Annotated in this window: 23 protein-coding genes; 15 read left to right on the forward strand and 8 right to left on the reverse strand. The window is 68.8% G+C overall.

Features of this window, described 5'->3' with window-relative positions; all coding sequences use genetic code 11:
* The first annotated feature begins 564 nt into the window (after positions 1 to 564).
* The 7 genes from RS83_RS00515 (at position 565) to RS83_RS00545 (ending at position 6,256) form a co-directional block, all read left to right on the forward strand.
* Positions 565 to 1,128, forward strand: coding sequence for a GNAT family N-acetyltransferase (locus tag RS83_RS00515; protein WP_045277545.1), 564 nt, complete (start codon positions 565 to 567; stop codon positions 1,126 to 1,128).
* Between the two features lie 57 nt (positions 1,129 to 1,185).
* Positions 1,186 to 2,049 carry an Fpg/Nei family DNA glycosylase gene (locus tag RS83_RS00520; RefSeq protein ID WP_045277546.1) on the forward strand — a complete coding sequence of 288 codons (864 nt, stop codon included), beginning with the start codon at positions 1,186 to 1,188 and terminating at the stop codon, positions 2,047 to 2,049.
* A gap of 277 nt (positions 2,050 to 2,326) precedes the next feature.
* Positions 2,327 to 3,358: a bifunctional diaminohydroxyphosphoribosylaminopyrimidine deaminase/5-amino-6-(5-phosphoribosylamino)uracil reductase RibD gene (gene ribD / locus RS83_RS00525; RefSeq protein ID WP_045277547.1), complete on the forward strand. Its 1,032-nt coding sequence runs from the start codon at positions 2,327 to 2,329 to the stop codon at positions 3,356 to 3,358.
* Positions 3,358 to 4,086, forward strand: a complete 729-nt coding sequence (locus tag RS83_RS00530; RefSeq protein WP_045277548.1) for a riboflavin synthase — start codon at positions 3,358 to 3,360, stop codon at positions 4,084 to 4,086. The genes ribD and RS83_RS00530 overlap by 1 nt, the downstream gene beginning before the upstream one ends.
* Positions 4,083 to 5,351, forward strand: a complete 1,269-nt coding sequence (locus RS83_RS00535; RefSeq protein ID WP_045277549.1) for a bifunctional 3,4-dihydroxy-2-butanone-4-phosphate synthase/GTP cyclohydrolase II — start codon at positions 4,083 to 4,085, stop codon at positions 5,349 to 5,351. The genes RS83_RS00530 and RS83_RS00535 overlap by 4 nt, the downstream gene beginning before the upstream one ends.
* On the forward strand, positions 5,348 to 5,821 hold the full coding sequence (gene ribH, locus RS83_RS00540) for a 6,7-dimethyl-8-ribityllumazine synthase (protein WP_045277550.1): 474 nt from the start codon (positions 5,348 to 5,350) through the stop codon (positions 5,819 to 5,821). Before RS83_RS00535 ends, ribH begins: the two co-directional genes overlap by 4 nt.
* An 81-nt stretch (positions 5,822 to 5,902) precedes the next feature.
* Positions 5,903 to 6,256 (forward strand): hypothetical protein, encoded by a 354-nt coding sequence (locus RS83_RS00545; protein ID WP_045277551.1) that lies wholly within the window; start codon positions 5,903 to 5,905, stop codon positions 6,254 to 6,256.
* Positions 6,257 to 6,259: 3 nt separating this feature from the next.
* Here RS83_RS00545 and RS83_RS00550 read toward each other — a convergent pair whose 3' ends face one another.
* Positions 6,260 to 6,763 (reverse strand): hypothetical protein, encoded by a 504-nt coding sequence (locus RS83_RS00550; protein ID WP_045277552.1) that lies wholly within the window; start codon positions 6,761 to 6,763, stop codon positions 6,260 to 6,262.
* Between the two features lie 45 nt (positions 6,764 to 6,808).
* Positions 6,809 to 7,795 (reverse strand): LacI family DNA-binding transcriptional regulator, encoded by a 987-nt coding sequence (locus RS83_RS00555; RefSeq protein ID WP_082071454.1) that lies wholly within the window; start codon positions 7,793 to 7,795, stop codon positions 6,809 to 6,811.
* A gap of 159 nt (positions 7,796 to 7,954) precedes the next feature.
* On the opposite strand from RS83_RS00555, the gene RS83_RS00560 reads away from it, so the two are divergent.
* The 4 genes from RS83_RS00560 (at position 7,955) to RS83_RS00575 (ending at position 13,134) form a co-directional block, all read left to right on the forward strand.
* The gene (locus RS83_RS00560; RefSeq protein WP_045277554.1) at positions 7,955 to 8,872 is read left to right on the forward strand and encodes a carbohydrate ABC transporter permease; all 918 of its coding nucleotides are present in this window, start codon (positions 7,955 to 7,957) and stop codon (positions 8,870 to 8,872) included.
* Position 8,873: 1 nt separating this feature from the next.
* Positions 8,874 to 9,764: a carbohydrate ABC transporter permease gene (locus RS83_RS00565; RefSeq protein WP_045277555.1), complete on the forward strand. Its 891-nt coding sequence runs from the start codon at positions 8,874 to 8,876 to the stop codon at positions 9,762 to 9,764.
* Positions 9,765 to 9,824: 60 nt separating this feature from the next.
* Positions 9,825 to 11,186 (forward strand): ABC transporter substrate-binding protein, encoded by a 1,362-nt coding sequence (locus RS83_RS00570; protein ID WP_045277556.1) that lies wholly within the window; start codon positions 9,825 to 9,827, stop codon positions 11,184 to 11,186.
* Positions 11,187 to 11,394: 208 nt separating this feature from the next.
* Positions 11,395 to 13,134: a glycoside hydrolase family 35 protein gene (locus tag RS83_RS00575; RefSeq protein ID WP_045277557.1), complete on the forward strand. Its 1,740-nt coding sequence runs from the start codon at positions 11,395 to 11,397 to the stop codon at positions 13,132 to 13,134.
* Between the two features lie 28 nt (positions 13,135 to 13,162).
* On the opposite strand, the gene RS83_RS00580 is transcribed toward RS83_RS00575, so the two are convergent.
* On the reverse strand, positions 13,163 to 13,660 hold the full coding sequence (locus RS83_RS00580; RefSeq protein ID WP_045277567.1) for a metallophosphoesterase family protein: 498 nt from the start codon (positions 13,658 to 13,660) through the stop codon (positions 13,163 to 13,165).
* Positions 13,661 to 13,809: 149 nt separating this feature from the next.
* Here RS83_RS00580 and RS83_RS00585 point away from each other — a divergent pair, with 149 nt between their 5' ends.
* Positions 13,810 to 15,270: an MFS transporter gene (locus tag RS83_RS00585; protein ID WP_045277558.1), complete on the forward strand. Its 1,461-nt coding sequence runs from the start codon at positions 13,810 to 13,812 to the stop codon at positions 15,268 to 15,270.
* Positions 15,271 to 15,329: 59 nt separating this feature from the next.
* On the opposite strand, the gene RS83_RS00590 is transcribed toward RS83_RS00585, so the two are convergent.
* The gene (locus tag RS83_RS00590) at positions 15,330 to 16,361 is read right to left on the reverse strand and encodes a S66 family peptidase (RefSeq protein ID WP_045277559.1); all 1,032 of its coding nucleotides are present in this window, start codon (positions 16,359 to 16,361) and stop codon (positions 15,330 to 15,332) included.
* A gap of 90 nt (positions 16,362 to 16,451) precedes the next feature.
* Here RS83_RS00590 and RS83_RS00595 point away from each other — a divergent pair, with 90 nt between their 5' ends.
* Together RS83_RS00595 and RS83_RS00600 are read left to right on the forward strand one after the other, a co-directional pair.
* Positions 16,452 to 16,658 (forward strand): hypothetical protein, encoded by a 207-nt coding sequence (locus RS83_RS00595; RefSeq protein WP_045277560.1) that lies wholly within the window; start codon positions 16,452 to 16,454, stop codon positions 16,656 to 16,658.
* A 66-nt stretch (positions 16,659 to 16,724) separates the two neighbouring features.
* A complete protein-coding gene (locus RS83_RS00600) occupies positions 16,725 to 18,611 on the forward strand; it encodes an ABC transporter ATP-binding protein (protein ID WP_045277561.1) in 1,887 nt (628 codons plus the stop codon).
* Between the two features lie 252 nt (positions 18,612 to 18,863).
* On the opposite strand, the gene RS83_RS00605 is transcribed toward RS83_RS00600, so the two are convergent.
* Positions 18,864 to 20,726: a phosphoenolpyruvate carboxykinase (GTP) gene (locus RS83_RS00605; protein ID WP_045277562.1), complete on the reverse strand. Its 1,863-nt coding sequence runs from the start codon at positions 20,724 to 20,726 to the stop codon at positions 18,864 to 18,866.
* 112 nt (positions 20,727 to 20,838) lie between these two features.
* On the opposite strand from RS83_RS00605, the gene RS83_RS00610 reads away from it, so the two are divergent.
* Positions 20,839 to 22,281, forward strand: a complete 1,443-nt coding sequence (locus RS83_RS00610) for an XRE family transcriptional regulator (RefSeq protein ID WP_045277563.1) — start codon at positions 20,839 to 20,841, stop codon at positions 22,279 to 22,281.
* Positions 22,282 to 22,297: 16 nt separating this feature from the next.
* Here the strand turns inward: RS83_RS00610 and RS83_RS00615 are convergent, their stop codons facing one another.
* The 3 genes from RS83_RS00615 to RS83_RS19040 form a co-directional block, all read right to left on the reverse strand.
* The gene (locus tag RS83_RS00615) at positions 22,298 to 23,350 is read right to left on the reverse strand and encodes a winged helix DNA-binding domain-containing protein (protein ID WP_045277564.1); all 1,053 of its coding nucleotides are present in this window, start codon (positions 23,348 to 23,350) and stop codon (positions 22,298 to 22,300) included.
* 125 nt (positions 23,351 to 23,475) lie between these two features.
* Positions 23,476 to 24,924: a glyceraldehyde-3-phosphate dehydrogenase gene (locus RS83_RS00620; protein WP_045277565.1), complete on the reverse strand. Its 1,449-nt coding sequence runs from the start codon at positions 24,922 to 24,924 to the stop codon at positions 23,476 to 23,478.
* 112 nt (positions 24,925 to 25,036) lie between these two features.
* Positions 25,037 to 25,291, reverse strand: coding sequence for an HNH endonuclease (locus RS83_RS19040; RefSeq protein WP_269429870.1), 255 nt, complete (start codon positions 25,289 to 25,291; stop codon positions 25,037 to 25,039).
* Positions 25,292 to 25,506: the final 215 nt, after the last annotated feature.

Here is a 25,506-nt window from a genome sequence, read left to right on the forward strand (position 1 = left end):
CCGGCCCCTCGTGCGCGACCCGGCCCTTTCCATCCGTATGCAAAGGGGCCGCTCGCACAGAAAGGGGCCGCCCGGCAGAGGGGAAAGCCACGACGCCTTCTCGCCCCAGCATCCGTATCGCTCCGCCCTCCCATCCCGTCCCGCCCGCCGAGCGGCCCCGTTTGCGACGACCCGGCCCTTTCCATCCGTTCGAAGAGGGGCCGCTCGCACGAAAAGGGGCCGCTCGGCAGAGGAGTGAGCCGCGACGCCTTCTCGCCCCAGCATCCGTATCGTTCCCTCCTCCCGTCCCGTCCCGCCTGCCGAGCGGCCCCTTTTTGTGCGACCCGGCCCTTTCCATCCGTTCGAAAAGGGGGCGCTCGTACAGAAAGGGGCCGCTCGGCAGAGGAGTGAGCCGCGACGCCTTCTCGCCCCAGCATCCGTATCGTTCCGTCCTCCCGTCCCGTCCCGCCTGCCGAGCGGCCCCGTTTTGTGCGACCCGGCCCTTTCCATCCGTCTGCAAAGGGGCCGCTCGCACAGAAAGGGGCCGCTCGGCAGAAGAGGGAGCCAGGACGGTAGCGTGAGCGGATGGAGAAGGTGACACTCGAGACCGCGCGACTCGTCCTGTCGGCGCCGACCGACGGCGACATCGACGCGATCACGGCGGCGTGCCAGGATCCGGAGATCGCCCGCTGGACGACCGTGCCGAGTCCATACTCGCGGCAGGACGCCGCAGAATTCGTCCGCCTCGTCGACGAATGGTGGGCTGACGGCTCTCAGACCATCTGGGCGATGCGCGTCGACGGCATGCTCGTCGGATCGATCGGCCTCCATCACATCGCCGACCACCGCACGGGCGGTCACGCCGAACTGGGCTTCTGGGTCACGGCCGAGGCACGCGGCACCGGGTATGTCGTCGAGGCGTCCCGCGCCGTGATCGACTGGGGCTTCACCGAACTCGGGCTCGCACGCATCCGCTGGCAGGCCGTCGCGGGCAACGTCCCTTCCGCCCGCGCGGCACGCGCACTCGGCTTCCGGTACGAGGGATTGCAGCGTCAGGCGCTGACGAGCCCGCGGGGCCGCGATGACGGCTGGGTCGCCGGCCTCCTCGCCTCCGACGACGGCACACCGGTGGCGTGGCCGGTGCTCTGACCGCGATCCCCTGACGACAGGGGTGACGATGTCGGATGCCGGTGGCAGGATGTGACCATGCCGGAGATGCCGGAAGTCCAAGGTCTGACACTGTTCCTCGGCGAGCGCGCCGTCGGGCGCACGATCACCCGCACGAGTGTCGCCGCGATCGCCGCACTGAAGACGTACGACCCGCCGATCACCGCGCTGCACGGCGCCGAGATCACGAAGGCGACACGACTCGGCAAGTTCGTCGTCCTGTCGTGCGGCGACGAACTGCACCTCGTCTTCCACCTCGCGAAGGCGGGATGGCTGCGCTGGTACGACACGCTGCCCGCGACGCTGATCAAGCCGGGGAAGACGCCGATCGCGCTGCGGGTCGCGCTCGACGACGGCAGCGGCTTCGACCTCACGGAAGCGGGCACCAAGAAGTCGCTTGCCGTCTCCGTCGTCCGTGATCCGCACGAGGTCCCCGGCATCGCCCGGCTCGGGCCGGATCCGCTCGACGAGTCATTCACCCGCGACACCTTCGCAGCGCTGCTCGACGGCCGCCGTACCCAGATCAAAGGGCTGCTGCGGGATCAGGCCGTGATCGCCGGGATCGGCAACGCCTACTCCGACGAGATCCTGCACGCGGCACGCATGTCGCCCTACGCGATCGCCGCGACGTTGACCGACGCCGACATCGACCGGTTGTTCGCCTCGATGCAGCAGACGCTCACCGAGGCGGTGGCCGAAGCATCCGGAAAGCCACCGGCCGACCTGAAGGACGCCAAACGACGCGGGATGCAGGTGCACGCCCGCCGGGGCGAGGCCTGCCCCGTCTGCGGCGACACCGTTCGGAGCGTGTTCTTCGCCGACCGCTCGCTCGAGTACTGCCCGACGTGTCAGACCAACGGCAAACCACTCGCCGACCGACGTCTGTCGCGGCTGCTCCGATGACCGACAACGACCGCGCCCATGACAGGTATATGACGCGGAATGAATTCCCCTCGGGCGCGTTGAGTACACTCAGAGCATCAACGTGCTCCGGGGTCGGTGAGAATCCGAACCGGCGGTGACAGTCCGCGAGCGCCGAGGGAGACCTCGGTGCCGATCCGGTGGAATTCCGGGACCGACGGTGGTGCGAGGGCAACCTCGCTAGTCCGGAAGGGAGGCAGCACGATGCGCCGCCGTGCGCGCGTTCTGCATCCCCCGGAGCCTCAAAGAAGGACGACGGATGGCAGTGGACGCGAACGAGCGCAAGGCGATGACCCGCGCTCTCGAGCTCGCAGCGCTCGGTCCGCGCGGGGTGAACCCGCAGGTGGGCGCAGTCATCCTCTCCCCCGAGGGCGACATCCTCGCTGAGGGCTGGCACCACGGCGCCGGCACCCCGCACGCCGAGGTCGACGCGCTCTCGAAGCTCGCCCGCGGCCAGGCCGAAGGCGCGACCGCGGTGGTCACCCTCGAACCCTGCAACCACACCGGCCGCACCGGTCCCTGCGCCGTCGCGCTGATCGAAGCCGGCGTCGCCAGGGTGGTCTACGCGCTCGACGACCCGGGTGCGCTCTCCGGCGGCGGAGCAGAGCGGCTGCGCGCCGCCGGCGTCGAGGTCGAGGGCGGCGAGCAGGCCGATGCCGCCCACCACGTGATCGACGGCTGGCTCACCGCACAGCGACTCGGCCGCCCGCACGTCACCGTGAAGTGGGCGCAGAGCCTCGACGGGCGCGCTGCCGCCGACGACGGCACCAGCCAGTGGATCACCGGCCCCGACGCGAGGGCCGATGTGCATCGCCGACGCGCACTCGCCGATGCGATCGTCGTCGGCACCGGCACGGTTCTCGCCGACGACCCGGCGCTCACCGCGCGCGCCGGCGATGACCTGCTCCCCTCGCAGCCGGTGCCCGTCGTGATCGGCTCGCGCGAGACGCCGACGGATGCCGCGGTGCGCCGCCACCCACACGAACCGCTCTTCTTCGACACCCGCGACCTGCACCAGGTGCTGGCCGACCTGCACGCCCGCGGCATCCAGAGCGTCTTCGTCGAGGGCGGGCCGACGTTGGCCAGCGCCTTCGTCGCCGCCGGGCTCGCCGACCGCGTGCTTGCGTACATCGCCCCTGTGCTGCTCGGCGGCAGCCGCTGGGCGCTGACAGATATCGGAGTGTCGACGATCGGCGAGGCGCGACGCCTCACCGTCGACGAATGGGTGCCCCTCGGGGCAGACCTGCTGGCGATCGCCCACCCGGCGGTCGAGAACGAAGGAGTCGTCTGATGTTCACCGGAATCATCGAGGAGATCGGTGAGATCACCGCCATCACCCCGGCTGGAGACGGCTGGCGGCTGACCGTGCGTGCTCCACGCGCTGCGGCGGATGCCGTGCACGGCGAGTCGATCGCGGTCTCCGGCGTGTGCCTGACGGTCGTCGGATCCACGGCCGACACCTTCGACGCCGATGTGATGAAGCAGACGCTCGACGTGGCAGCCCTCGGCGGCGCCACCATCGGCACCAGGGTCAACATCGAGAAGGCCATGCCGGTGGGCGCCCGCCTCGGCGGACACATCGTGCAGGGCCACGTCGACGGTGTCGGCGAGGTCATCGACGTGCGCCCCGGCGAACAGTGGAGCGTGCTGCGGATCAGCCTGCCTGCCGACCTGGCGCCGCTCGTGGTCGACAAGGGCTCGATCTCGATCGACGGCACCTCGCTCACGGTGAGCGCTGTGAGCGGCCCTTCGACAGGCTCAGGGACCCAGGGGGCTGGCTCAGGGACCCAGGGGGCTGGCTCAGGGACCCACGGGGCTGGCTCAGGGACCCACGCCCACGAGCCGGGGCACTGGCTCGAGGTCTCGCTGATCCCCGAGACCCTCGCCGCGACCACGCTCGGCACCCGCGCGATCGGTGATCGCGTGAACCTGGAGACCGATATCCTCGCCCGGCACGTCGAGCGCCTGCTCGCCTTCAGATCGGACGATCGCACTGCACCGGAAGGAGGCTCGCGATGAGCCTTTCCACCATCCCCGAAGCGCTCGACGCGCTGCGCGCCGGACGGCCTGTTCTGGTCGCCGACGACGAGAACCGCGAGAACGAGGGCGACGTCATCCTCTCCGCCGAGCTCGCGACGCCCGAATGGGTCGCCTGGACGGTGCGCTGGTCCTCCGGCTTCATCTGCGCCCCGATGCCGACCGACCTCGCCGACAACCTCAACCTGCAGCCGATGGTCGCGGCGAGCGAAGACCTGCGCTCGACGGCATACACGGTGAGCGTCGACGCCGCCGAGGGTGTGACGACCGGCATCAGCGCGCACGACCGCGCGCACACGCTGAACGTGCTGGCGAACCCGGAGTCCACTGCGCGAAGCCTGATCCGGCCAGGACACGTGCTGCCCCTGCGTGCGGTCGACGGGGGCGTGCGCGAACGCAGCGGCCACACCGAGGCAGCGGTCGAGCTCATGCAGCTCGCCGGCCTCCGCCCGGTCGGCGCGATCGCCGAGGTCGTCGCCGAGGACGGCAGCATGATGCGGCTCCCCGGCCTGCTCGAGCTCGGAGCCCGCGACGGGGTGCCGGTCATCACGATCGAGCAGCTGATCGCGCACCTGGAAGAGGTCGACCCGCAGAGCGGTACCGCTGGCCCGCACAGCAGCCGCCGGGTGAGCCTGCGGGCGGATGCCACGGTGCCTACCACGCACGGCACCTTCCGGTTCCTCGCGTACAAGGATCGCGTCACGGGCACGGACCACATCGCTGTCGTCTCGGGAGAGCCGACCGAGACGTCGCTGGTGCGGGTGCACTCCGAGTGCCTGACCGGCGAGGCGTTCGGCTCGCTCAAGTGCGAGTGCGGTCCGCAGCTCGATGCCGCCCTCGACGCGATCGAACAGGATGGCGGCATCGTCATCTACATGCGCGGTCACGAGGGCCGCGGCATCGGGCTGATCAACAAGCTCCGTGCCTACAGCCTGCAGGAGGAGGGGCTCGACACGGTCGATGCCAACCTCGCGCTCGGTCTGCCTGCGGATGCCCGCGAGTACGCCGCAGCCGCCGGCATCCTGAACGATCTCGGGGTCTCGAAGGTTCGTCTGTTGACGAACAACACCGACAAGGTGAACCAGCTGCGCGCCCTCGGCCTCGACGTGGTCGAGCAGGTGCCGCTGATCGTCGGCGTCGGCCCGAACAACCATCAGTACTTGGAGACGAAGCGTGACCGCATGGGTCACATCATCGGCGCCGCGGAGCTCGCAGAGGCTCTCGCGGAAGGAAAGGACGACGCATGAGCGGCTCAGGAGCACCCACGACAGGCGACATCGACGGACGGGGTCTCGACGTCGTCATCATCGCCGGCACCTGGCATGACGTGATCACGAACGGCCTGATCGCCGGCGCGGAGCGCGTGCTGAACGACGCGAAGGCGACGCACCGACTCGTTCGCGTTCCAGGTTCGTTCGAGCTGGCACTCGCAGCGCAGGCCGCGTTCGCCGGCGGAGCGGATGCCGTGGTCGCCCTCGGCGTGATCATCCGCGGCGGCACGCCGCACTTCGAGTACGTCTCGGCCGCGACGACCGATGGCCTCACCAGGGTCGCGCTCGACGCCGGCAAGCCGGTCGGCTTCGGCGTGCTCACCCTCGACGACGAGCAGCAGGGCCTCGACCGCGCCGGACTCGAAGGTTCGAAGGAGGACAAGGGCGCAGAGGCGGCGGATGCTGCGCTGCGCACCGCGCTCCTCGTTCGGGAGCTGCGCGGCTGACAGGTCGGACGAGCGCTGCGCGGCGCTGAGGTCAGCCTGCCCTTGCTGGCGGAACATCGGCTGGCTTCGTAGCGTGAGGGTATGGAGACCCTGCGCCACATCGTGCTCTTCGTCCACCTCATCGGCTTCGCCGTGCTCTTCGGGGCGTGGGCCGTCCAGGCGTTCGGGGGCAAGCGGGAGTTCACCCGACTGATGAGCGTCGGGATGACGATCGCAGCGATCGCCGGCCTCGCGCTCGCGGCTCCGTGGGGCATCTCCTACGAGCTGAACTACGTCAAGATCGGCGTGAAGCTCGTGCTCCTGCTGATCATCGGCGCGCTGCTCGGCATCGGCACCGCACGGCAGAAGCGCGGAGCATCCGTCCCGCCGGTCATGTTCTGGCTCGTCGGGATCCTCACCGCGGCGAACGCCGCGATCGCCGCGATCTGGCGCTGACCTTCACTCCTCGTCGCGGTAGCGGTTCCACACCGCGAGCGTGGGTGCGCTGACGCTGGCGGCACGGATCCGCTGCCAGTTGCGTCCGCCGCGACCGAACGTCGCCTGCACGTCGGCCGGCACCGAGCCCTCGTCGACGGGATCTGGGAGCCAGTCGCAGCGTCGCACATGCACGAGGTCGGCGGCGACGGCGGCCTCGTCGGCGTCATAGGTCCAGGGGCCGGTGATGCGGCCGAGATAGGTCAGGCCATCGACGTCGCGCGTCCAGACGAACGCGCCGATCGGTGCCTTCGCGAACCGCTCGATGCGCCACGCCAGCCGGATGCCGGCCTGCGCGTCCGCCGCGACGAGCGCTTCGGCCAATGATGTGGGTGCCGGCACCAGCCTGCCGCCGATTCCGCAGATCCCGAGCGCGAGCGCTCGCTCCGGCCCCACCCCACGGGGCACGGCATCGTCGCGTGAGCGCATGGGTGCGCGGTAGACCGGGGTCTCGTCAGTCGAAGCCATGGCTCCGACTCTACGCAGCGCGCACTCGGCGCCGGTCGACGCGGATCAGCGAGCGCGAGGAGCGGCGCTGCTCCCCCGCACCACGAGCTCAGTGCTGACCAGCGGAGTCCGCGGGGGGTCACCGCCGTCGAGTTCGACGAGCAGCGCATCGACGGCAAGTGCACCGACCCGCTCAGGGTGCTGCTGCACGGTCGTGAGCGGCGGCCACAGCTGCGCGGCATCCGGCAGGCCGTCGAAGCCCACCACGCTGACGTCGTCCGGGATATCGAGTCCGGCCTCTCGGAACGCGCGTACGAGCCCGATCGCCATCTGGTCGTTCGCCGCGAACACGGCTGTCACATCGTCGCGCTCCCGGAGCTGCAGACCGGCCCGATAGCCCGACTCGGCGCTCCAGTCGCCGAAGATCGCCGTCGGAGCCGGACGCCCGGCCGCCTCGAGGGTCGCCTGCCACGCTTCGCGCCGCCGCTCGGCCGAGTACGACTCGGCCGGACCGGTCACGTGCCACACCGTCTCGTGTCCGAGTTCGAGCAGATGCTCCGTGGCGAGTCGCGCACCCTGCGCCTGATCCGTGTCGACGAAGGGGTGGGTGGTACCGCGGTTCGAGTCGACCAGCACGATCGGCATGCCCGCCGGGATCTCCACGTCCGCCTCGTCGAGCTGGTGCGCCTCGAGGACGATGATGATGCCGTCGACGGCATGCTCCTCGATGCGGCGGAAGGCGCCGGCGACGGTCTCGACGGCGCTGGACTCGACCGGGATGAGCGTCAGGGCGTAACCGCGTTGCGAAGCACGCACCGCGATCGCGTCGAGCGTGCGCTGATTGCCGTAGGAGCTGAACGAGAACATCACGACGCCGATCGTGCGGAATCGTCCCGATCGCAGCGCCCTCGCTGCACTGTTGGGGCGGTATCCGAGGTGCTGCATCGCCAGCTCGACGCGCTCCCTGGTGGCAGCGCCGACGTATCCACGGGCGTTCACGACTCGGGACACGGTCTGCCCGGAGACACCGGCTTCGCGCGCCACGTCCTCCATCGAGGGCTCTCTGCGGCGCTGCGACTGCTCTGTCGAAGGTTCCAGGCTCACGAGGAAACATCCATTCATGTGTTGACGTTGACACACTACCAACACATCGCATATGTTGACGTTGACACACGGCGCAGTGGGCGCCACGACTTGGAGAAGGTCTCGTCGATGACGACTGAAATCACTGCGGCGCCGCCGGCTGCCGGCATCCGCCGCCGCGAGAAGCGCGACTGGAAGGGATGGGCCTTCGTCGGCCCGTTCATGGTCGTGTTCGCACTGGTGTTCCTGACACCCCTCGCTTACGCCCTGTACCTCAGCTTCTTCCAGGAGAAGCTGATCGGGGGCACCGCCTTCGTCGGTTTCGACAACTACGTGCGAGCCCTCACCGACTCCCAGTTCTGGGAGGCGTTCGGCCGAGTGGTCCTGTTCCTCGTGGTGCAGGTGCCGATCATGCTCGTCCTCGCGCTGGCCGCGGCCCTCGCGCTCGACAGCGCCCGCCTGCGCGGAGCATCGTTCTTCCGCATCCTGATCTTCCTGCCGTACGCGGTGCCGGCCGTCGTCGCCGTGCTGATGTGGGGATACATCTACGGCGACCAGTTCGGCCTCGCCTCGAACATCAACGACCTGATCGGCAGCACGTTCTTCACGCCGTTCGCCAAGGAGTGGATCCTGGTCTCGATCGGCAACATCGTGACCTGGCAGTTCGTCGGCTACAACATGCTGATCTTCTACTCCTCGCTCAAGACCATCCCGACCGACATGTACGAAGCCGCGTCGCTCGACGGCGCAGGCGTGTGGCGCACGATCTTCTCGATCAAGATCCCCTCGGTGCGCGGCGCGCTCGTGATCGCGACGATCTTCTCGATCATCGGCAGCTTCCAGCTCTTCAACGAGCCCAACATCCTCCGCCCGCTCGCACCGAACGTGATCACGACGTACTTCACCCCGAACATGTACGCGTACAACCTGTCGTTCGCAGGGCAGCAGTTCAACTACGCCGCGACGATCGCCATCATCATGGGCGTCATCACGGCCGTGATCGCCTACGTCGTGCAACTGCGCGGCTCCAAGTCGGAGGTGCGCTGAGATGGCACTCCCCCTCGTCCGTCCTGCACGCAAGAGCAACGGCCACCTGAACCCGCGGTCGTCGAAGACGCTGCTGATCGTCATGGTCGTGTACGCGCTGTACACCCTGGTGCCGCTGGTCTGGCTGCTGTTCAGCTCGACCAAGACGCAGTCAGGACTCTTCAGCTCGTTCGGGCTCTGGTTCGCCGACGACTTCGCTTTCTTCGACAACCTGGTCGCGACGTTCTCGTATCGCGACGGCATCTTCCTCCGCTGGCTCGGCAACACGCTCCTGTACGTGGTCGTGGGCGCTGGCGGCGCGACGCTGCTGGCGACCATGGCCGGCTACGGCCTCGCGAAGTACCGCTTCCCCGGACGCCCGGCGGTGTTCGCGATCGTGCTCGGCGCCGTCGCGGTGCCGGGCACCGCCCTGGCGGTCCCGACGTTCCTGCTCTTCAGCGAGCTCGGACTCACGAACACCCCGTGGGCCGTGATCATCCCCTCGCTGATCAGTCCGTTCGGGCTGTACCTGATCTGGGTGTTCGCCACCGAATCGGTCCCGACGGAACTGCTCGAGGCCGCGCGTATCGACGGCGCCGGCGAGTTCCGCACCTTCTTCACGATCTCGATGCGCCTGCTCGCGCCCGGCATCGTGACGGTCGCCCTGTTCACGGTGGTCGCCACCTGGAACAACTACTTCCTGCCGCTGATCATGCTGTCGGACCCCGCCTGGTACCCGCTCACGGTCGGCCTCAACCAGTGGAGCTCGCAAGCCATCGGCGCAGGATCCCAGCCGATCTACAACCTCGTGATCATGGGCTCGCTCCTCACCATCATCCCGATCGTCATCGCCTTCCTGCTGCTGCAGCGGTTCTGGCAGTCAGGTCTCACCGCGGGCAGCGTCAAGCAGTAGACGCCACCGCTCCACCACCCGCGGTCCGATGCTGGACCGCACCCCCGAAAGGACACAGCAATGAAGCACCTTCCCAACCCCGCTGCGCGCCGCACCCTGACGGTGCTCGCAGTCGGCACCGTCGCAGCGCTCGCGCTGGCCGGTTGCAGCACCGGAGGCTCCGACACCGGCAGCGGCGCAGCCGCCGGCGACGGCTCCTTCGACTCGGTCAAGGCCGCACTCGAGAAGGGTGGCGAGATCACGTACTGGTCCTGGACCCCCTCAGCCGAGGATCAGGCCGCAGCGTTCATGAAGGAATACCCGAACGTCAAGGTCAACGTCGTCAACGCCGGTACCAACAACGACGAGTACACCAAGCTGCAGAACGCGATCAAGGCCGGCTCCGGCGCACCCGACGTCGTGCAGATCGAGTACTACGCCTTCCCGCAGTTCTCGCTCACTGACGCCTTCACCGACCTCTCGCAGTACGGCTTCGCCGACTTCGAAGACGACTACACCGCGTCGACCTGGAACTCCGTCACCGAGGGCGACGCGATCTACGGTCTCCCCCAGGACTCGGGCCCCATGGCGCTGTTCTACAACAAGGCCGTCTTCGACGCCGCAGGCATCGCCGTGCCGACCACGTGGGACGAGTACTACGAGGCGGCCAAGGCGATCCACGCCGCCAACCCCGACGCGTACATCACGAACGACACCGGTGACGCCGGCTTCGCGACCTCGATGATCTGGCAGGCCGGCGGCAAGCCGTTCGCGACCGACGGCACCGACGTCACGATCGACCTCCAGGACGAGGGTTCCAAGAAGTGGACCGAGAACTGGAACCGCCTCGTCGAGGAAGACCTCATCGCCCCGACCAGCAGCTGGAGCGACGAGTGGTTCCGTGCGCTCGGCGACGGCAGCATCGCGACACTCGTGATCGGCGCCTGGATGCCCGGCAACCTGATCTCCGGCGCCCCCGACGGTGCCGGTGACTGGCGCGTCGCGCCGATGCCGACCTACGACGGCACGCCAGCGAGCGCCGAGAACGGCGGCGGCGGCCAGGCCGTCACGAAGCAGAGCGAGAACCCCGCTCTCGCGGCCGGCTTCCTGTGGTGGCTGAACAACTCCGAGGACAGCATCTCGCTGTTCATGGAGAGCGGCGGATTCCCGTCGACCACGGCCGAGCTCTCGAGCGACGAGTTCCTCGCCGACGCCCCCGAGTACTTCGGCGGCCAGAAGATCAACGAGGTCCTCGCGGCAGCTGCGAACGACGTCGTCAAGGGCTGGAACTACCTGCCCTACCAGGTCTACGGCAACAGCATCTTCGGTGACACCGTCGGCCAGTCGTACCAGAACGGCACGGACCTGAACGAGGGTCTGAGCACCTGGCAGGACGCGCTGGTGGAGTACGGCAACGACCAGGGCTTCACTGTCAACAAGTAACACGCTGGCCGGGTCGGCCCCCTTCGACAAGCTCAGGGACCCAATTCCTGCTCAGGGACCCAGTTCCTGAGCAGGGACCCAGTTCCTGAGCAGGACCCAGTTCCTGAGCAGGACCCAGTTCCTGAGCAGGACCCAGTTCTGCGCAGGGACCCAATTCCTGCGTGCGGGACCGACCCGGCCACTCCCCTATCGAAAGCACCAGACAGACGTGACCTCCTTCTCCATCGGCGAGACCGACTTCCTCCGCGACGGGCGACCGCACCAGGTGATCGCCGGTGCGCTGCACTACTTCCGGGTGCACCCCGACCAGTGGCAGGACCGCATCCGCAAGGCGCGCCTGATGGGACTGAACACGATCGAGACCTACGTCGCGTGGAACGCGCACGAGCCGCGCCGCGCCGAATGGGACGCGACCGGCTGGAACGACCTCGGCCGCTTCCTCGACCTCGTGCACGCGGAGGGGATGGATGCGATCGTGCGCCCTGGCCCCTACATCTGCGCCGAATGGCACAACGGCGGGCTGCCGAACTGGCTCACCGCCGGCGAGCGGGCGCTCCGCTCATCCGACCCGGAGTTCCTCGCCGACGTCAGCGCCTATCTGACCCGCGTCTACGAGATCGTCGCGCCGCGCCAGATCGACCGAGGCGGTCCGGTGGTGCTGGTGCAGATCGAGAACGAGTACGGCGCCTACGGCTCCGACAAGGCCTACCTCCAGGCACTGGTCGCCCTCACGAGGGAGGCCGGGATCACCGTGCCCCTCACCACCGTCGATCAGCCTCAGGATCGGATGCTGGCTGACGGCAGCCTCCCCGAGCTGCACAAGACCGGCTCGTTCGGCTCCCGCAGCGCCGAGCGCCTCGCCACGCTGCGCGAGCACCAGCCCACCGGCCCCCTGATGTGCTCCGAGTTCTGGGACGGATGGTTCGACTGGTGGGGCGGCGTGCACCACACCACCGATGTCGCCGCAGCGGCATCCGATCTCGATGCGCTGCTCGCCGCCGGCGCCTCCGTGAACATCTACATGTTCCACGGCGGCACGAACTTCGGACTCACGAACGGTGCGAACCACAAGGGTCGCTACCTGCCGATCGTGACCTCCTACGACTACGACGCCCCGCTCGACGAGGCCGGCAACCCGACCGAGAAGTTCTTCGCGTTCCGCGACGTCATCGCGAAGTACGCCCCGGTGCCTGCCGATGAGCCGTCCGGTGCTGCCGAGGCTCCGGTCCTGACCGTGCCGCTGACGCCGGTCGGCGCCTGGACGGATGCCGCGGCATCCGGGTCTCCGACCGCAGCCCCGCAGACCTTCGACGCCATCGGACACCTCAGCGCGCTCGTGCGCTACGACGTCGAGCTGCCCCCGATGTCCGCCCCCGGTCTGCTGGCACTCGACGAGGTGCGTGACCTCGCCTGGGTTCGTGTCGACGGGCAACCGGTCGGCACGCTCTCGCGGACCCGCCACGATCGCACCCTGCGCGTTCCCGCAGGGCGCACCCTGAGCATCCTGGTCGAGGAGCAGGGACGCGTGAACTACGACCACCGCCTCGGCGAGGAGAAGGGGCTGATCGGCACACCGACGCTCGACGGCACGCCGCTGACCGGATGGCGGTCGACACCGCTGGACGTCGCCGAGATCGCCCACGATGTCGCCGATCGCACGACCGACGCTGCGCCGGGGTCAGCACCGAGCGCCTGGGTCGCCGACTTCACGCTCGACACAGCGGCCGATCTGTTCCTCGACACCGCGTCGTGGAGCAAGGGCTATGCGTTCGTGAACGGCTTCTTCCTGGGTCGGTACTGGCGCAACGGTCCGCAGCGCACACTCTTCGTGCCCGCCCCGGCGACGGTCGCAGGAACGAACCGCCTGGTGGTGCTGGAGCTGGAGGACCTGCTCTCGCCGCACGCCGACTTCGTGAACGGACTGCTGCTCGGCGACACCGAAGAGTGATCGGCGCGCCGCCCGCCTCAGCGTGCGATCAGGCGACCGGCACCAGCGACGCGTCGATCCGGCGTCCGTCGATCGTGACCCACATCATGGTGCACGCCGGCTGACGGCGACGGTCGGTCGGCGAGCCGGGATTCAGAAGCCGCATGCCCGCCGTCGACACGGCGTCCCACGGGATGTGCGAGTGTCCGAAGATCAGCAGGTCGGTCTCGGGGAACTGCAGGTCCATGCGGTCCTCGCGCTTCGCCGCCTGGCCCGTCTCGTGCACGACGGCGACGCGCACGTCTTCGACCGTGAACCGCGCGATCTCGGGCAACCGGGTTCGCAGTTCGGCACCGTCGTTGTTGCCGTACACGCCGTGCAGGATCCGGGCCCGCGACTCGAGCAGTTCCAGCGTGGCGAGATCCACCCAGTCCCCCGCATGCACCACCGCGTCCGCCTCATCGATCGCGTGCAGCACGGCATCCGGCAGCACTCTCGCGCGCTTCGGCACGTGCGTGTCCGCGAGCAGCAGCAGTCGTGTGGGCATCGTGCCCCTCCCCACCTCGGTCGTCATCCGACTCTACGCACCGGGCGCATCCGGGCGGCGACACCGGCGCCACGGACGTCCAGCCAACACTCAGGAAGGCGTAAACTCGCCCGAGTGTCCGGCGGTCCGGCACCGACCGAAGGAGCTGTATGAGTACGACCACCGCGCCAGCGAATCCGCGATCCCGCGTCATCACCGCGAGCCTCGTCGGCACCACGATCGAGTTCTACGACTTCTACGCGTATGCGACGGCAGCGGTTCTCGTGTTCCCCGTGCTGTTCTTCCCGACCGGCGACGACACGACATCGCTGCTCGCCTCGTTCGCGGTCTTCGGTGCCGCCATGGTCGCGCGTCCGATCGGCGCCGTGATCTTCGGACACTTCGGTGACAAGTACGGCCGCAAGGCGACGCTGGTCGCCTCGCTGCTCACGATGGGCATCGCGACCTTCCTCATCGGCATCCTGCCCACCTACCAGCAGATCAACTGGTGGGCGGCGCTCCTGCTGCTGATCCTGCGTCTCGCACAGGGCTTCGCGCTCGGCGGCGAATGGTCGGGCGCGGCGCTGGTCGCCACCGAGAACGCACCGAAGGGCAAGCGCGCCTGGTACGGCACGTTCCCGCAGCTGGGTGCCCCGCTCGGCTTCATCATCGCGAACTTCCTGTTCCTCGCGATCAACTGGCTGCTGCCGCACTCCGAGAACCCGGCGCTGAAGTCCGAGGCGTTCCTCGCCTGGGGCTGGCGGATCCCGTTCCTGTTCTCGGCCGTGATGGTCATCATCGGCCTGTGGGTGCGTCTCAAGCTCGTCGAGTCCGACACCTTCAAGAAGGCCGAGACGACCGGCGCGATCCGCAAGTTGCCGCTCGCGACGGTGTTCCGTCACCACTGGAAGCAGCTGATCCTCGGCACCTTCATCATGCTGGCGACCTACGTGCTGTTCTACCTGATGACGAACTTCACGCTGTCGTACGGCACCAAGCCGGCATCGCTGGAGACGGCATCCGCTGCCGCGAAGGCCGCAGCAGAGGCGACCGGCGCCGACTTCGACCCGTCGGCGTTCGCCGCGCAGTTCTATCCGGGTCTGGGCTTCGGCTACACCGACTTCGTGCTCATGCAGATCATCGGCGTCGTGTTCTTCGGCATCTTCACGCTGCTGTCCGGACCGATCGCCGACCAGATCGGCCGCCGCAAGCTGCTGCTGTGGGTGACCGGCCTGATCATCGTGTTCGGTCTCACGTTCAACGCGTTCCTGCTGCCGACGGTCGATCCGAAGTTCAGCGGGGCGCTCACGCAGGCGTTCCTGGTGTTCGGCTTCATGCTGATGGGCGCGACGTTCGGCCCGATGGGTGCGCTGCTGCCTGAGCTGTTCCCGACGAACGTGCGCTACACCGGGTCGGCGATCGCCTACAACGTGTCGTCGATCCTCGGCGCTGCCGTGGCCCCGCTCATCGCGTTGAAGCTGTGGGAGGCCGCCGGCGGTGCGCCCTGGCTGGTCGGCCTGTACCTCTCGGCCATGGGTGTGCTGACCTTCATCGCCCTGCTCTTCAGCACGGAGACGAAGGACAACGACTACCAGGAGGATCTCGGCGTCGCGGTGGCCCCGCAGCCGTAGCATCCGGTCGACGATCGTCGGAAGGCACCCGCTTCTTCGGAGGCGGGTGCCTTCCTGCATCAGTACTGCGCGCTCACCGTGCGAGCCGCGCCGTCGACGATCATGCTGCCGCCGTACGGCACGATCCACTGCGGGCGCGTATGCCCGAAGGGCGGACCGATGCACACCACCGCCGCAGGGTTGTAGCGACCGACGACGTCGAGCACGGCATCCCGTTGGGCCTCGCGCAGTGCTCGGGCATCGTCAGCGGATGGCCGGAACTCGAAATCGCTCACCGGAGGTCGGGCCACCACGATGCCGGCGACTGCAGCGAGCATGCCGCGCTCCCCGAGCCCGCGCAGCCAGCGGGCCACCCAGCTCGCTGGCGGGCGCTCCTCACTCGTCTCCAGTACGAGGATGCCGCCGACGAGATCGGCGACGGGCGGCAACCGATCGGCGAGGGCGAGCGAGTCGATGACCTCGAGACATCCGCCCCAGGTGCGTCCTTCGACACGGCGCTCAGGGCCTGACCACGTCCACGGCTCGGTCGCGGCGCGGTCGCCGAACTCCGTCAGTGCACGCGGATCAGACCAGCTCCGCCCCACATCCTCCGATTCGCCGGGCTCGGTGATCTCGAACACGCCGCCGTCGAGCAGCGCGGCACGCAGCGAACGGAGGTGCACGTCATCGACGCCGGGCCCCGGCCCCAGGTGCACGGCGGTGGATCCGCCGTAGTAGCCGCTGATGCCGAGCGACCACAGCCAGTTCAGGATGTTCGTGTTGTCGCTGTACCCGATGAACGGCTTGGGGTCGGCCAGCGCGAGCGCCGGGTCGAGGAGCGGTGTCACGAGGATCTGGTCGTCGCCGCCGATCGTGGCGAGGATCGCACGGATGCTCGGGTCGGCGAACGCCGCGTTCAGATCAGCAGCACGGGCTTCGGGGGTCGCATCGAGCAGCCGGGTGGTCGGGTATTCCACCGGGACCAGTCCGGTGAGCTCGCGGAGGCGGCGCATCGCCTGCTCGTGGAGTTCGGGGGCGACCGCCGGTGCGGCGAAGGCGGGCGAGAGCACGGCGACGCGGTCACCGGCGCGGAGTTTCGGTGCGGAGAGCATCCCTCCAGTCTGTCGCAGGGCTCCGTATCGGTCAATGTATGTTGACTTGCTCCGCGCGTCAAGGTATGTTGACTCACGAAGGAGGGCAGCATGAGCATCCGCACCGGCATCGCAACCGACCCCGAGGGCGAACCCCTCGCCGAACTGAACCGCCTGACGGCGCTCCGCCGCGAGCTCGCGCGCGCCGAAGAGACGCAGGTGCGCCGAGCCCGCAACACGGGCTATTCCTGGCAGGCGATCGCCAGCGCACTCGGCGTCAGCAAACAAGCCGCACATCGGCGGTTCGGCCGCTCCTGACCGACCGCCGACCTCCCCAGCAGGAAGTACGGTCGTAGTACCCCCTTTTCCAGAACGAGGTCACCCATGTCCAGCACGGCGACATCCCGCCGCCGCGGACGCGGCGCGCAGCAGGACGGCCCGCGCGCCACGTTCCGCCAGCTCCTTCCCTTCCTCTTCGAGCACAAGCGGACGCTCATCATCGTCGCGGTGCTCAGCGTCTTCGGTGCGGCCACCTCGCTCGTGCAGCCGCTGCTGGTCGGGCAGGTCATCGAGGCGGTGCAGTCGGAGCAGACCATCGGCATCCTCGTCTGGCTGCTGGTCGGCTTCGTGGTCGTGTCATCGATCATCTCCGGCTTCCAGCACTACCTGTTGCAGCGCACCGGCACCGCCGTCGTGCACTCGAGCCGCAGACAGCTCATCGCCCGCATCCTGCACCTCCCGACCTCCGAATTCGATGCCCGCCGCACCGGCGACCTCGTCTCGCGCGTCGGCACCGACACCACCCTGCTGTACGCAGTGCTCACGCAAGGACTCGCGGATGCCGTGGGCAACGTCGTCCTGTTCCTCGGCGCACTCATCGCGATGCTCGTGATCGACCCGATCCTCCTGCTGCTGATCGTGATCGTGATCGGCGTCTCGGTCGTCGTGGTCGTCGCCCTGAGTGGCCGCATCCGCACGGCATCGACCGAGCAGCAGGAGAAGGTCGGCGAGCTGGCATCCGGTGTCGAGCGCGCCGTCGGCTCCATCCGCACGATCCGCGCCTCCGGTGCCGCCGAGCGGGAGACCGTCGCGGTGTCCGGCCTCGCCACCGAGGCATACGGCATCGGTGTGCGGATCGCGAAGATCTCGTCACTGGTCGTCCCGATCGCCGGCGTCGCACTGCAGCTCTCGCTGCTCGTCGTGCTGGGCGTCGGCGGCTTCCGTGTCGCCGCCGGTGCGATCACGATCGCCTCCCTCATCGCGTTCATCATGTTCCTGTTCCTGCTCGTGATGCCGCTCGCCTCGACCTTCGGCGCGATCACCTCGGTCAACCAGGCGCTCGGCGCGCTCGGCCGCATCCAGGAGGTCCTCGACCTGCCGACCGAGACCGACCGCGACGCCGAGATCGCCGCCGGCATCACCCGAGACGAGGCCGACCCCCAGGCGCCGGCGCTCGAGTTCCGCGACGTGCACTTCCGCTACCCCGAGAACGTCGTCGCCGCCCGTCGCGCCGCCGCGAGAGAGGCGCAGACCCTGCTCGCCGACGCGCACCTCGAGCAGACGGATGCCTACGCCGCACCGACCACCGACCACGAGGTGCTCCGCGGCGTCTCGTTCTCGGTGCCCCGAGGAGCCCGCGTCGCGCTCGTCGGCCCGAGCGGCGCCGGCAAGAGCACGATCCTGTCGCTCGTCGAGCGCTTCTACGACCCGACCGGCGGCTCGATCCGCCTCTACGGACACGATGCGCGCACGTACCCCCGCCCTGAACTGCGCGCGCAGTTCGGCTACGTCGAGCAGGACGCACCGACGCTGGCCGGCACCCTGGCGGACAACCTGCGTCTCGCCGCCCCCGCCTCCACCGACGCCGAATGCGAAGCGGTGCTGCGCGCGGTGAACCTCGGCGATGTGCTCGAGCGGAGCCCGCTCGGCCTCGAGGCCCCGGTCGGCGAGGACGGCGTCATGCTCTCAGGCGGCGAGCGCCAGCGGCTCGCGATCGCGCGCGCGCTGCTCACGGACGCACCGATCCTGCTGCTCGACGAGTCGACCTCCTCGCTCGACGGCGTCAACGAGCAGCGGATGCGCGAGGCGATCGACGCGGTCTCGACCGACCGCACGCTCGTCGTCATCGCACACCGCCTCTCGACCGTCGTCGACAGCGACCTGATCGTCGTGCTGCAGGACGGTGCGGTCGTCGGCCAGGGCACGCATGCCGAGCTCGTCGAGTCGACGCCGCTGTATCGGGACCTCGCACGGCACCAGTTGCTCGCCTGACCCTTCGACGGGCTCAGGGACCCAGTGAGGTGAGCTCAGGGACCCAGGGTGCTGCCCTTCGACAGGCTCAGGGACCCAGGGGGGTGAGCTCAGGGACCCGGTGGGGCGCAGGGACCCAATGGGGGTGCTCAGGGAGCGCGTGCAGACGCGAAGGCGGGATGCCGGAGACCACTCAGCCATGGGTTCGTCTCTGACTTCCCGCCTTCGCGGAGGAGAGGTGCCGACTCCCCCGAGTCGGCACCGGTCTGTGGACTAGCTGTTCGCCAGTCGGTAGCGGAGCGAGGCGAGCTCGCTGCGCAGCGCAGCGGGCACCTTGTCGCCGAAGGTGTCGTAGAACTCCTCGGTCAGGTCTGCCTCGGTCTTCCAGGCCTCGGCCTTCACCGAGAAGAGCTCCTCGAGGTCGGCTGCGGGGATGTCGAGACCGTCCAGGTTCAAGTCCTCGATGCGCGGCAGGCGTCCGATCGGGCTGTCGACAGCAGGCACCTCACCGGCGACTCGACGGATGATCCAGTCGACGACCCGCGAGTTGTCGCCGAATCCGGGCCACAGGAAGCGGCCGTCGTCGCCACGGCGGAACCAGTTCACCTGGAAGATGCGCGGCGCGCGGTCGAACCGCAGCGTGCGGCCGACCTTCAGCCAGTGCGCGAAGTAGTCGGCCATGTTGTAGCCGCAGAACGGGAGCATCGCGAAGGGGTCGCGACGCAGCTCGCCGAGTGTTCCCTCGGCGGCGGCGGTGCGCTCCGACGAGATGTTCGAGCCGAGGAACACGCCGTGCGTCCAATCGGTCGCCTCGACCACGAGCGGCACATTGCTCGCCCGGCGTCCGCCGAAGAGGATGACGTCGAGCGGCACGGCCTCTTCCCAGTCCTCGGAGATCTGCGGGCACTGCGCCGCCGACACCGTGAAGCGGGAGTTCGGGTGCGCTGCGGGGCGACCGGAGTCGGGCGTCCAGGCGTTGCCCTCCCAGTCGGTCAACTCGGCCGGAGCGTTCTCGGTCAGGCCTTCCCACCAGACGTCGCCGTCGGGGCGGAGCGCGACGTTCGTGAAGATCGTGTTGCCCCAGAGCGTCTCGACCGCCGTGACGTTGGTCGACTCACCGGTGCCCGGTGCGACGCCGAAGAAACCCGCCTCCGGGTTGATCGCCCACATGCGGCCGTCCTCGCCGGGACGGATCCAGGCGATGTCGTCGCCGAGCGTCTCGACCTTCCAGCCGGGGATCGTCGGACGCAGCATCGCCAGGTTGGTCTTGCCGCAGGCGGAGGGGAAGGCCGCGGCCACGTGGTACGCCTTGCCCTCGGGCGAGATGACGCGGATGAGCAGCATGTGCTCGGCGAGCCAGCCCTCGTCGCGGGCGATCACGGAGGCGATGCGCAGAGCGAAGCACTTCTTGGCCAGGATCGCGTTGCCGCCGTAGCCGGAGCCGAAGGAGTACACCTCGAGCGTCTCGGGGAAGTGCACGATGTACTTGTCGTCGTTGCACGGCCATTCCGCATCGGCCTGTCCTGGGGCGAGCGGCGCACCGACCGAATGCACGGTCTTCACCCACGGGGCGCCCTCGGCGATCCGGCGGGTGACGGCGTCGCCGACCCGGGTCATGATGCCGATGGATGCCACGGCGTATGCACTGTCGGTCACCTGCACGCCGATGTGCGAGAGCGGACCACCGACCGGACCCATCGAGAACGGCACGACGAACATGGTGCGTCCGCGCATGGAGCCCTCGAAGATCTCGTCCATCTTCGCGTGCATCTCGGCCGGGTCGGCCCAGTTGTTCGTGGGACCCGCGTCTTCCTCGCGCTCGGAGGCGATGAACGTGCGACCCTCGGTGCGAGCGACATCGCTCGGGTGCGAACGGGCGAGGTAGGAGCCGGGACGCCATTCCGGGTTGAGCTTGATCAGCTTGCCCTCGTCGACCATGCCGCGCAGCAGCCAGTCGTTCTCGGCACGCGAGCCGTCGACCCAGTGCACGGAGTCGGGCTGGGTGATCGCGCGGATCTCCTCGACCCACGCAGCCAGCTCGGCCATCGCGGGGGTGTCGTAGCTCGGGGCAGCGCCGAACGTGCGCACGGAGGCGACGGGAGACGTGCGGGGGGCGAAGACTTCGGCGATGGCCACGATTCATGCTCCTTCGATGTGTGGGGCGTTGCTTCTATCTTCTTCTGACTTTGGAGCGACTTTCGGGCCAATTCAGACATAAGAAATGCGATTCTTTCGCTAGGCTCAAGGAATGGCGACCTCAGGCATCCATCTCACAACCCTCGGCCACCGCATCCGTCACCACCGCCTCGAGAACGGGTTCACACTCGACGAGCTCGGGGCGCTCGTGGGGGTGGCCGGCTCGCAGCTCAGCCTGATCGAGAACGGCAAGCGCGAACCGAAGCTCTCGCTGCTGCAGGCGATCGCCCACGCGACGAAGACCGAGGTGACCGACCTCATCTCCGGTGAGCCGCCGAACCGCCGCGCCGCGCTCGAGATCGAGCTGGAGCGCGCACAGGAGAGCCCGGTGTTCCGTCAGCTCGGCGTCGCGCCGGTGCGCGTCACCAAGGGGATGAGCGATGAGACCATCGAGTCGCTGCTCGGTCTGCACCACGAGCTGCAGCGTCGCGAGCGCGAGGCCATCGCGACGCCGGAGGAGGCGCGTCGGGCGAACACCGAGCTGCGGCTGCGCATGCGTGCGCAGGACAACTACCTCGGTGACATCGACAAGCTCGCCGAGAAGCATCTGCGCGCGGCCGGCCACGTGCAGGGCGCGCTCACGCACCGCACCGTGAGCATCATGGCCGAGAAGCTCGGCTTCGAGCTGATCTACGTCAACGACCTGCCGCACTCCACACGCTCGGTGACCGACCTCGAGAACGGACGCATCTACCTGCCGCCGGCCTCGATCCCCGGCGGGCACGGCCTTCGGTCGATGGCGTTGCAGGCGATGGCGCACCGACTGCTCGGTCACACGCCGCCGACGGACTACGCCGACTTCCTGCAGCAGCGACTCGAGATCAACTACTTCGCGGCGTCCTGCCTGATGCCGGAGACGGCGGCGGTGGCATTCCTGCAGCAGGCGAAGAAGGATCGCAACCTCGCCGTCGAGGACTTCCGCGATGCGTTCGGAGTGACCCACGAGGCCGCCGGCATGCGCATGACCAACCTGATGACGCAGCACCTCGGGATGTCGCTGCACTTCCTGCGCGTCGACGCCACCGGGGCCATCACCCGCGTCTACGAGAACGATGATCTGCCGCTGCCGATGGACGTCACCGGCTCCGTCGAGGGTCAGCGCGTGTGCCGGAAGTTCCAGGCGCGCGCGGCGTTCACACAGCAGAACCGCACCACAGAGCACCACCAGTACACCGACACACCGTCCGGCACCTTCTGGTGCTCGACGCAGACGGGCTCCTCGCGCGACGGGGAGTTCTCGGTCACGGTCGGCGTGCCGTTCGACGACGCCCGGTGGTGGCGCGGACGCGAGACCAACGACCGCGCCGTCTCGACGTGTCCCGATGAGGCGTGCTGCCGGCGGCCGTCGACCGAGCTGCGCGACCGCTGGAGCGGCAGGGCATGGCCGAGCGCACGTGTGCACACGCACATGTTCTCGCCGCTCCCCCGCGGCGCCTTCCCCGGTGTCGACGACAACGAGGTGTACAGCTTCCTCGGGCGGCACGCCGACGAGTGACGGACCTGCGCTGCGCTCAGCCCTCGAGGAAGTGCGTGAACCTCGCGAGCGCGGCGTGGACCGTGTCGGCGTCGGCGTCAGCACGCCGGTCGAAGAACTCTGGCGGCGAGCCGAGCGTGGCGCTCGCGTGCGTCCAGCATCCGATCACCCGGCCGCGCTCGACGAGGGTGGCGCGCACCATGCCGTTCTTCCCCGGGCCGACCGCTGCGAGATGCTCCGCGGCGCAGACCGCCGTGCGGTCGGCGTACGAGATGTAGTACTCGTCGAATGCGCCGAGCGCGAGCACTGGCGCCACGGTCGCCGACCGTCGCGGGCGTGACGCCGACACGAACAGTCCGCTCTCGACCTCGACCACACGGCCGGCCGCCCGCGCCACCGCCTCTCGCGACTGCCCGAGCGTGAGCCCCGACCACCACGAGAAGTCGGCGACGCCGGCGGGACCGTGCCCGTCGATGTACCGCACGAAAAGCTCGGTGAGCGGATCGTCGGGGCGCGCACGCTCGCGGATGTGCTCGTCGACCAGCACGAAGCGCTGCTCGCGGGTCACTCCGTCGCGAGCGACCACCGGCCCCTGGCAGATCAGCCCGTCGATCGTGAGCGTGAAGAGCAGGTGGATGCCGCGCTGCCCCGTGGGGTCGATGCCGATGCCCTCCAGCAGCTCGAAAACCTCCGCGCGGGTGCGCCCGCCGTCGCGGAGTGCCGGAGTCAGCGTGCGCACGGCAGCGGCGACCATCTCGTCGTCGATGCCGAGATCGCGGTGGCGCGACGCCGCCTGCTGACGTTGCCGCCCCGCAGTGACCTCGAGGATCCACCCCAGGTCGCGCGCGGACACGATGTGCAGCGTGCCGCGCATCGTCCACGCCCGCACCAGCTCGCCGCGATCGAAGGCGCGGCCGACCTGGTGCAGGGTCGACGCACCGCGCGTGCGGATGCCGAGCGCCCACCGCCCGGCCGTGAAGTCCTGGCTCTGCACAGCGAGCATGTGGCTCGCTGCATCCGTCACCGTGCGCGCTGGCGCCGCGAGCCGGTGCGACCGGAGCCGTTCGGACAGCAGCGTCGTGCTCTTCATGCCCCCATCATGCCGGGACCCTCGCCCGCCGACCCACCCCTTTCTGTGCGAGCCACCCCCCTCAGAGACGTCGAAAGAGGGGTGGCTCGCGCAGAAAGGGGCCGCTCGGCGGAGAAGGAGGGAGGTCAGGCGTGCAACGTCACCTCACGGCGGGCCGGCAGCACGATGGGGTGCGAGCCCGCCATGACCTCGAGCACACGGATGACCTGGCACGAGTAGCCGTACTCGTTGTCGTACCAGACGTAGAGCACGATGTCGCGGTCGTTCGCGATCGTGGCGAGGCCGTCGACGATGCCGGCGCGATGCGAGCCGACGAAGTCCGTCGAGACGACCTCGGGGCTCTCGACGTAGTCGATCTGCTGGCGGAGCTTCGAGTGCAGCGAGACGCGGCGCAGGTAGTCGTTGAGCTCGGTCCTCTCCGCCGGACGCTCGAGGCTCAGGTGCAGCACGGCGAGCGAGACGTCCGGCGTCGGCACGCGGATCGCCGACCCGGTGAGCTTGCCCTCGAGTTCGGGCAGCGCCCTGGCGACGGCCTTCGCGGCACCGGTCTCGGTGATGACCATGTTGAGCACTGCCGAGCGTCCGCGGCGGTCGCCGCTGTGGAAGTTGTCGATCAGGTTCTGGTCGTTCGTGAACGAGTGCACGGTCTCGACGTGACCCCGCACGATGCCGTACGCCTCATCGATGGCCTTCAGCACCGGGGTGATCGCGTTCGTGGTGCAGGATGCCGCGGTGATGATGCGGTCGTCGGCGGTGATCGTGTCGTCGTTGATGCCGTGCACGATGTTCTTCAGCGCGCCCTTGCCAGGTGCGGTCAGCAGCACGCGGGCGACACCAGTGGCCTCGAGGTGGCGGCTGAGGCCCTCCTCGTCGCGCCAGCGTCCGGTGTTGTCGACGACGATCGCATCGTGGATGCCGTAGGCCGTGTAGTCGACGGACGCCGGATCGCCCGAGTAGATGACCTGGATGCGAGTGCCGTTCGCGATGATCTGCTCGGCCTCCTCGTCGACCGTGACGGAGCCGGCGAACCGACCGTGCACCGAGTCGCGCAGCAGGAGCGACGCGCGCTTGACGAGATCGTTCTCGGAGCCGCGGCGCACGACGATGGCGCGAAGGCGCAGCCCGCTGCCGCCTCCGGTGTGCGCGATCAGGATGCGGGCGAGCAGGCGACCGATCCGACCGAAGCCGTACAGCACCACGTCGGTCGGCGCGGCCGGGGTCGCCCCGATGGCCGGCGCGAGTGCCTGTGCGAGGTAGGCGTCGAGCGGCAGCTCGCTCTCGGCATACCCCTCGGCGAGCCTGGCGACATCGAGGGAGGACGCCCCCGGCGCAAGAGCGTGGACCGCCTCGAGGACGGCGAGGGTGTCGTCGAGGGGCAGCTGCTCGTGGCCGAGCTGGGCGACACGATCATGCACTTCGACCAGGCCGGTGGCCGAGAGTCCGAGCAGGCGGTGGCCGTGCAGGGACGTGACGACGTCATGTTCGCGCTTGAGCGAACCGATGAGCGGGATCATCCGCTCCGCCAGTTCTTCGCTCGCGGTCCAGTCGCCGTGGGGTGCGGGGGTCACGTTCATCTGCGTCCTTGCATGTGTGAGCGCGCCGAGGTGTCGCCGGCGCGCGAGATTGCCGGGTGAGCTTCGGGGGATGCTGCCAGCCTACGCGGCCAGCGCACGACCTTCGAATCGTTCAGGCGGCGATGTCGAGTCGTGCGCGTCCGCCGAGGCGTGGTGCACGTTCGGGGTCAACGTAGCTGGGTGGGATGAACCACACCCGTGCTGCCGTCCCTGCCCCGTCGATGTGGATGCCCCACCCGTTGTCATGGATGCGGTGATGACACGTCTCACACAGCAGCACCCCGTTGGACAGGTCCGTCGGTCCGGCGTCTCGCTGCCACCACCGGATGTGGTGCGCTTTCGTCATCCCCGGTGGGAGCCCGCACATCGCACACCCACCATCACGTTCCACGAGCGCGAGACGTTGCGCCTTCGTGAACAACCGTCGCTCCCGCCCCCAATCGAGGACCTCACTCTCCCCGCCGAGGACCCAGGGGATCACCCCACCCCCGGCCGCGATCCGCCTGGCCGCCCCGACACTGACCGGCTGATCAACCCCATCGATCGACGCCGCCCCGACACCCGAGTCCAGATCATCCAGGC

Origin of the sequence: Microbacterium oxydans, assembly GCF_000956525.1 — a bacterium.
GTDB classification, from domain to species: Bacteria; Actinomycetota; Actinomycetes; order Actinomycetales; family Microbacteriaceae; genus Microbacterium; species Microbacterium oxydans_A.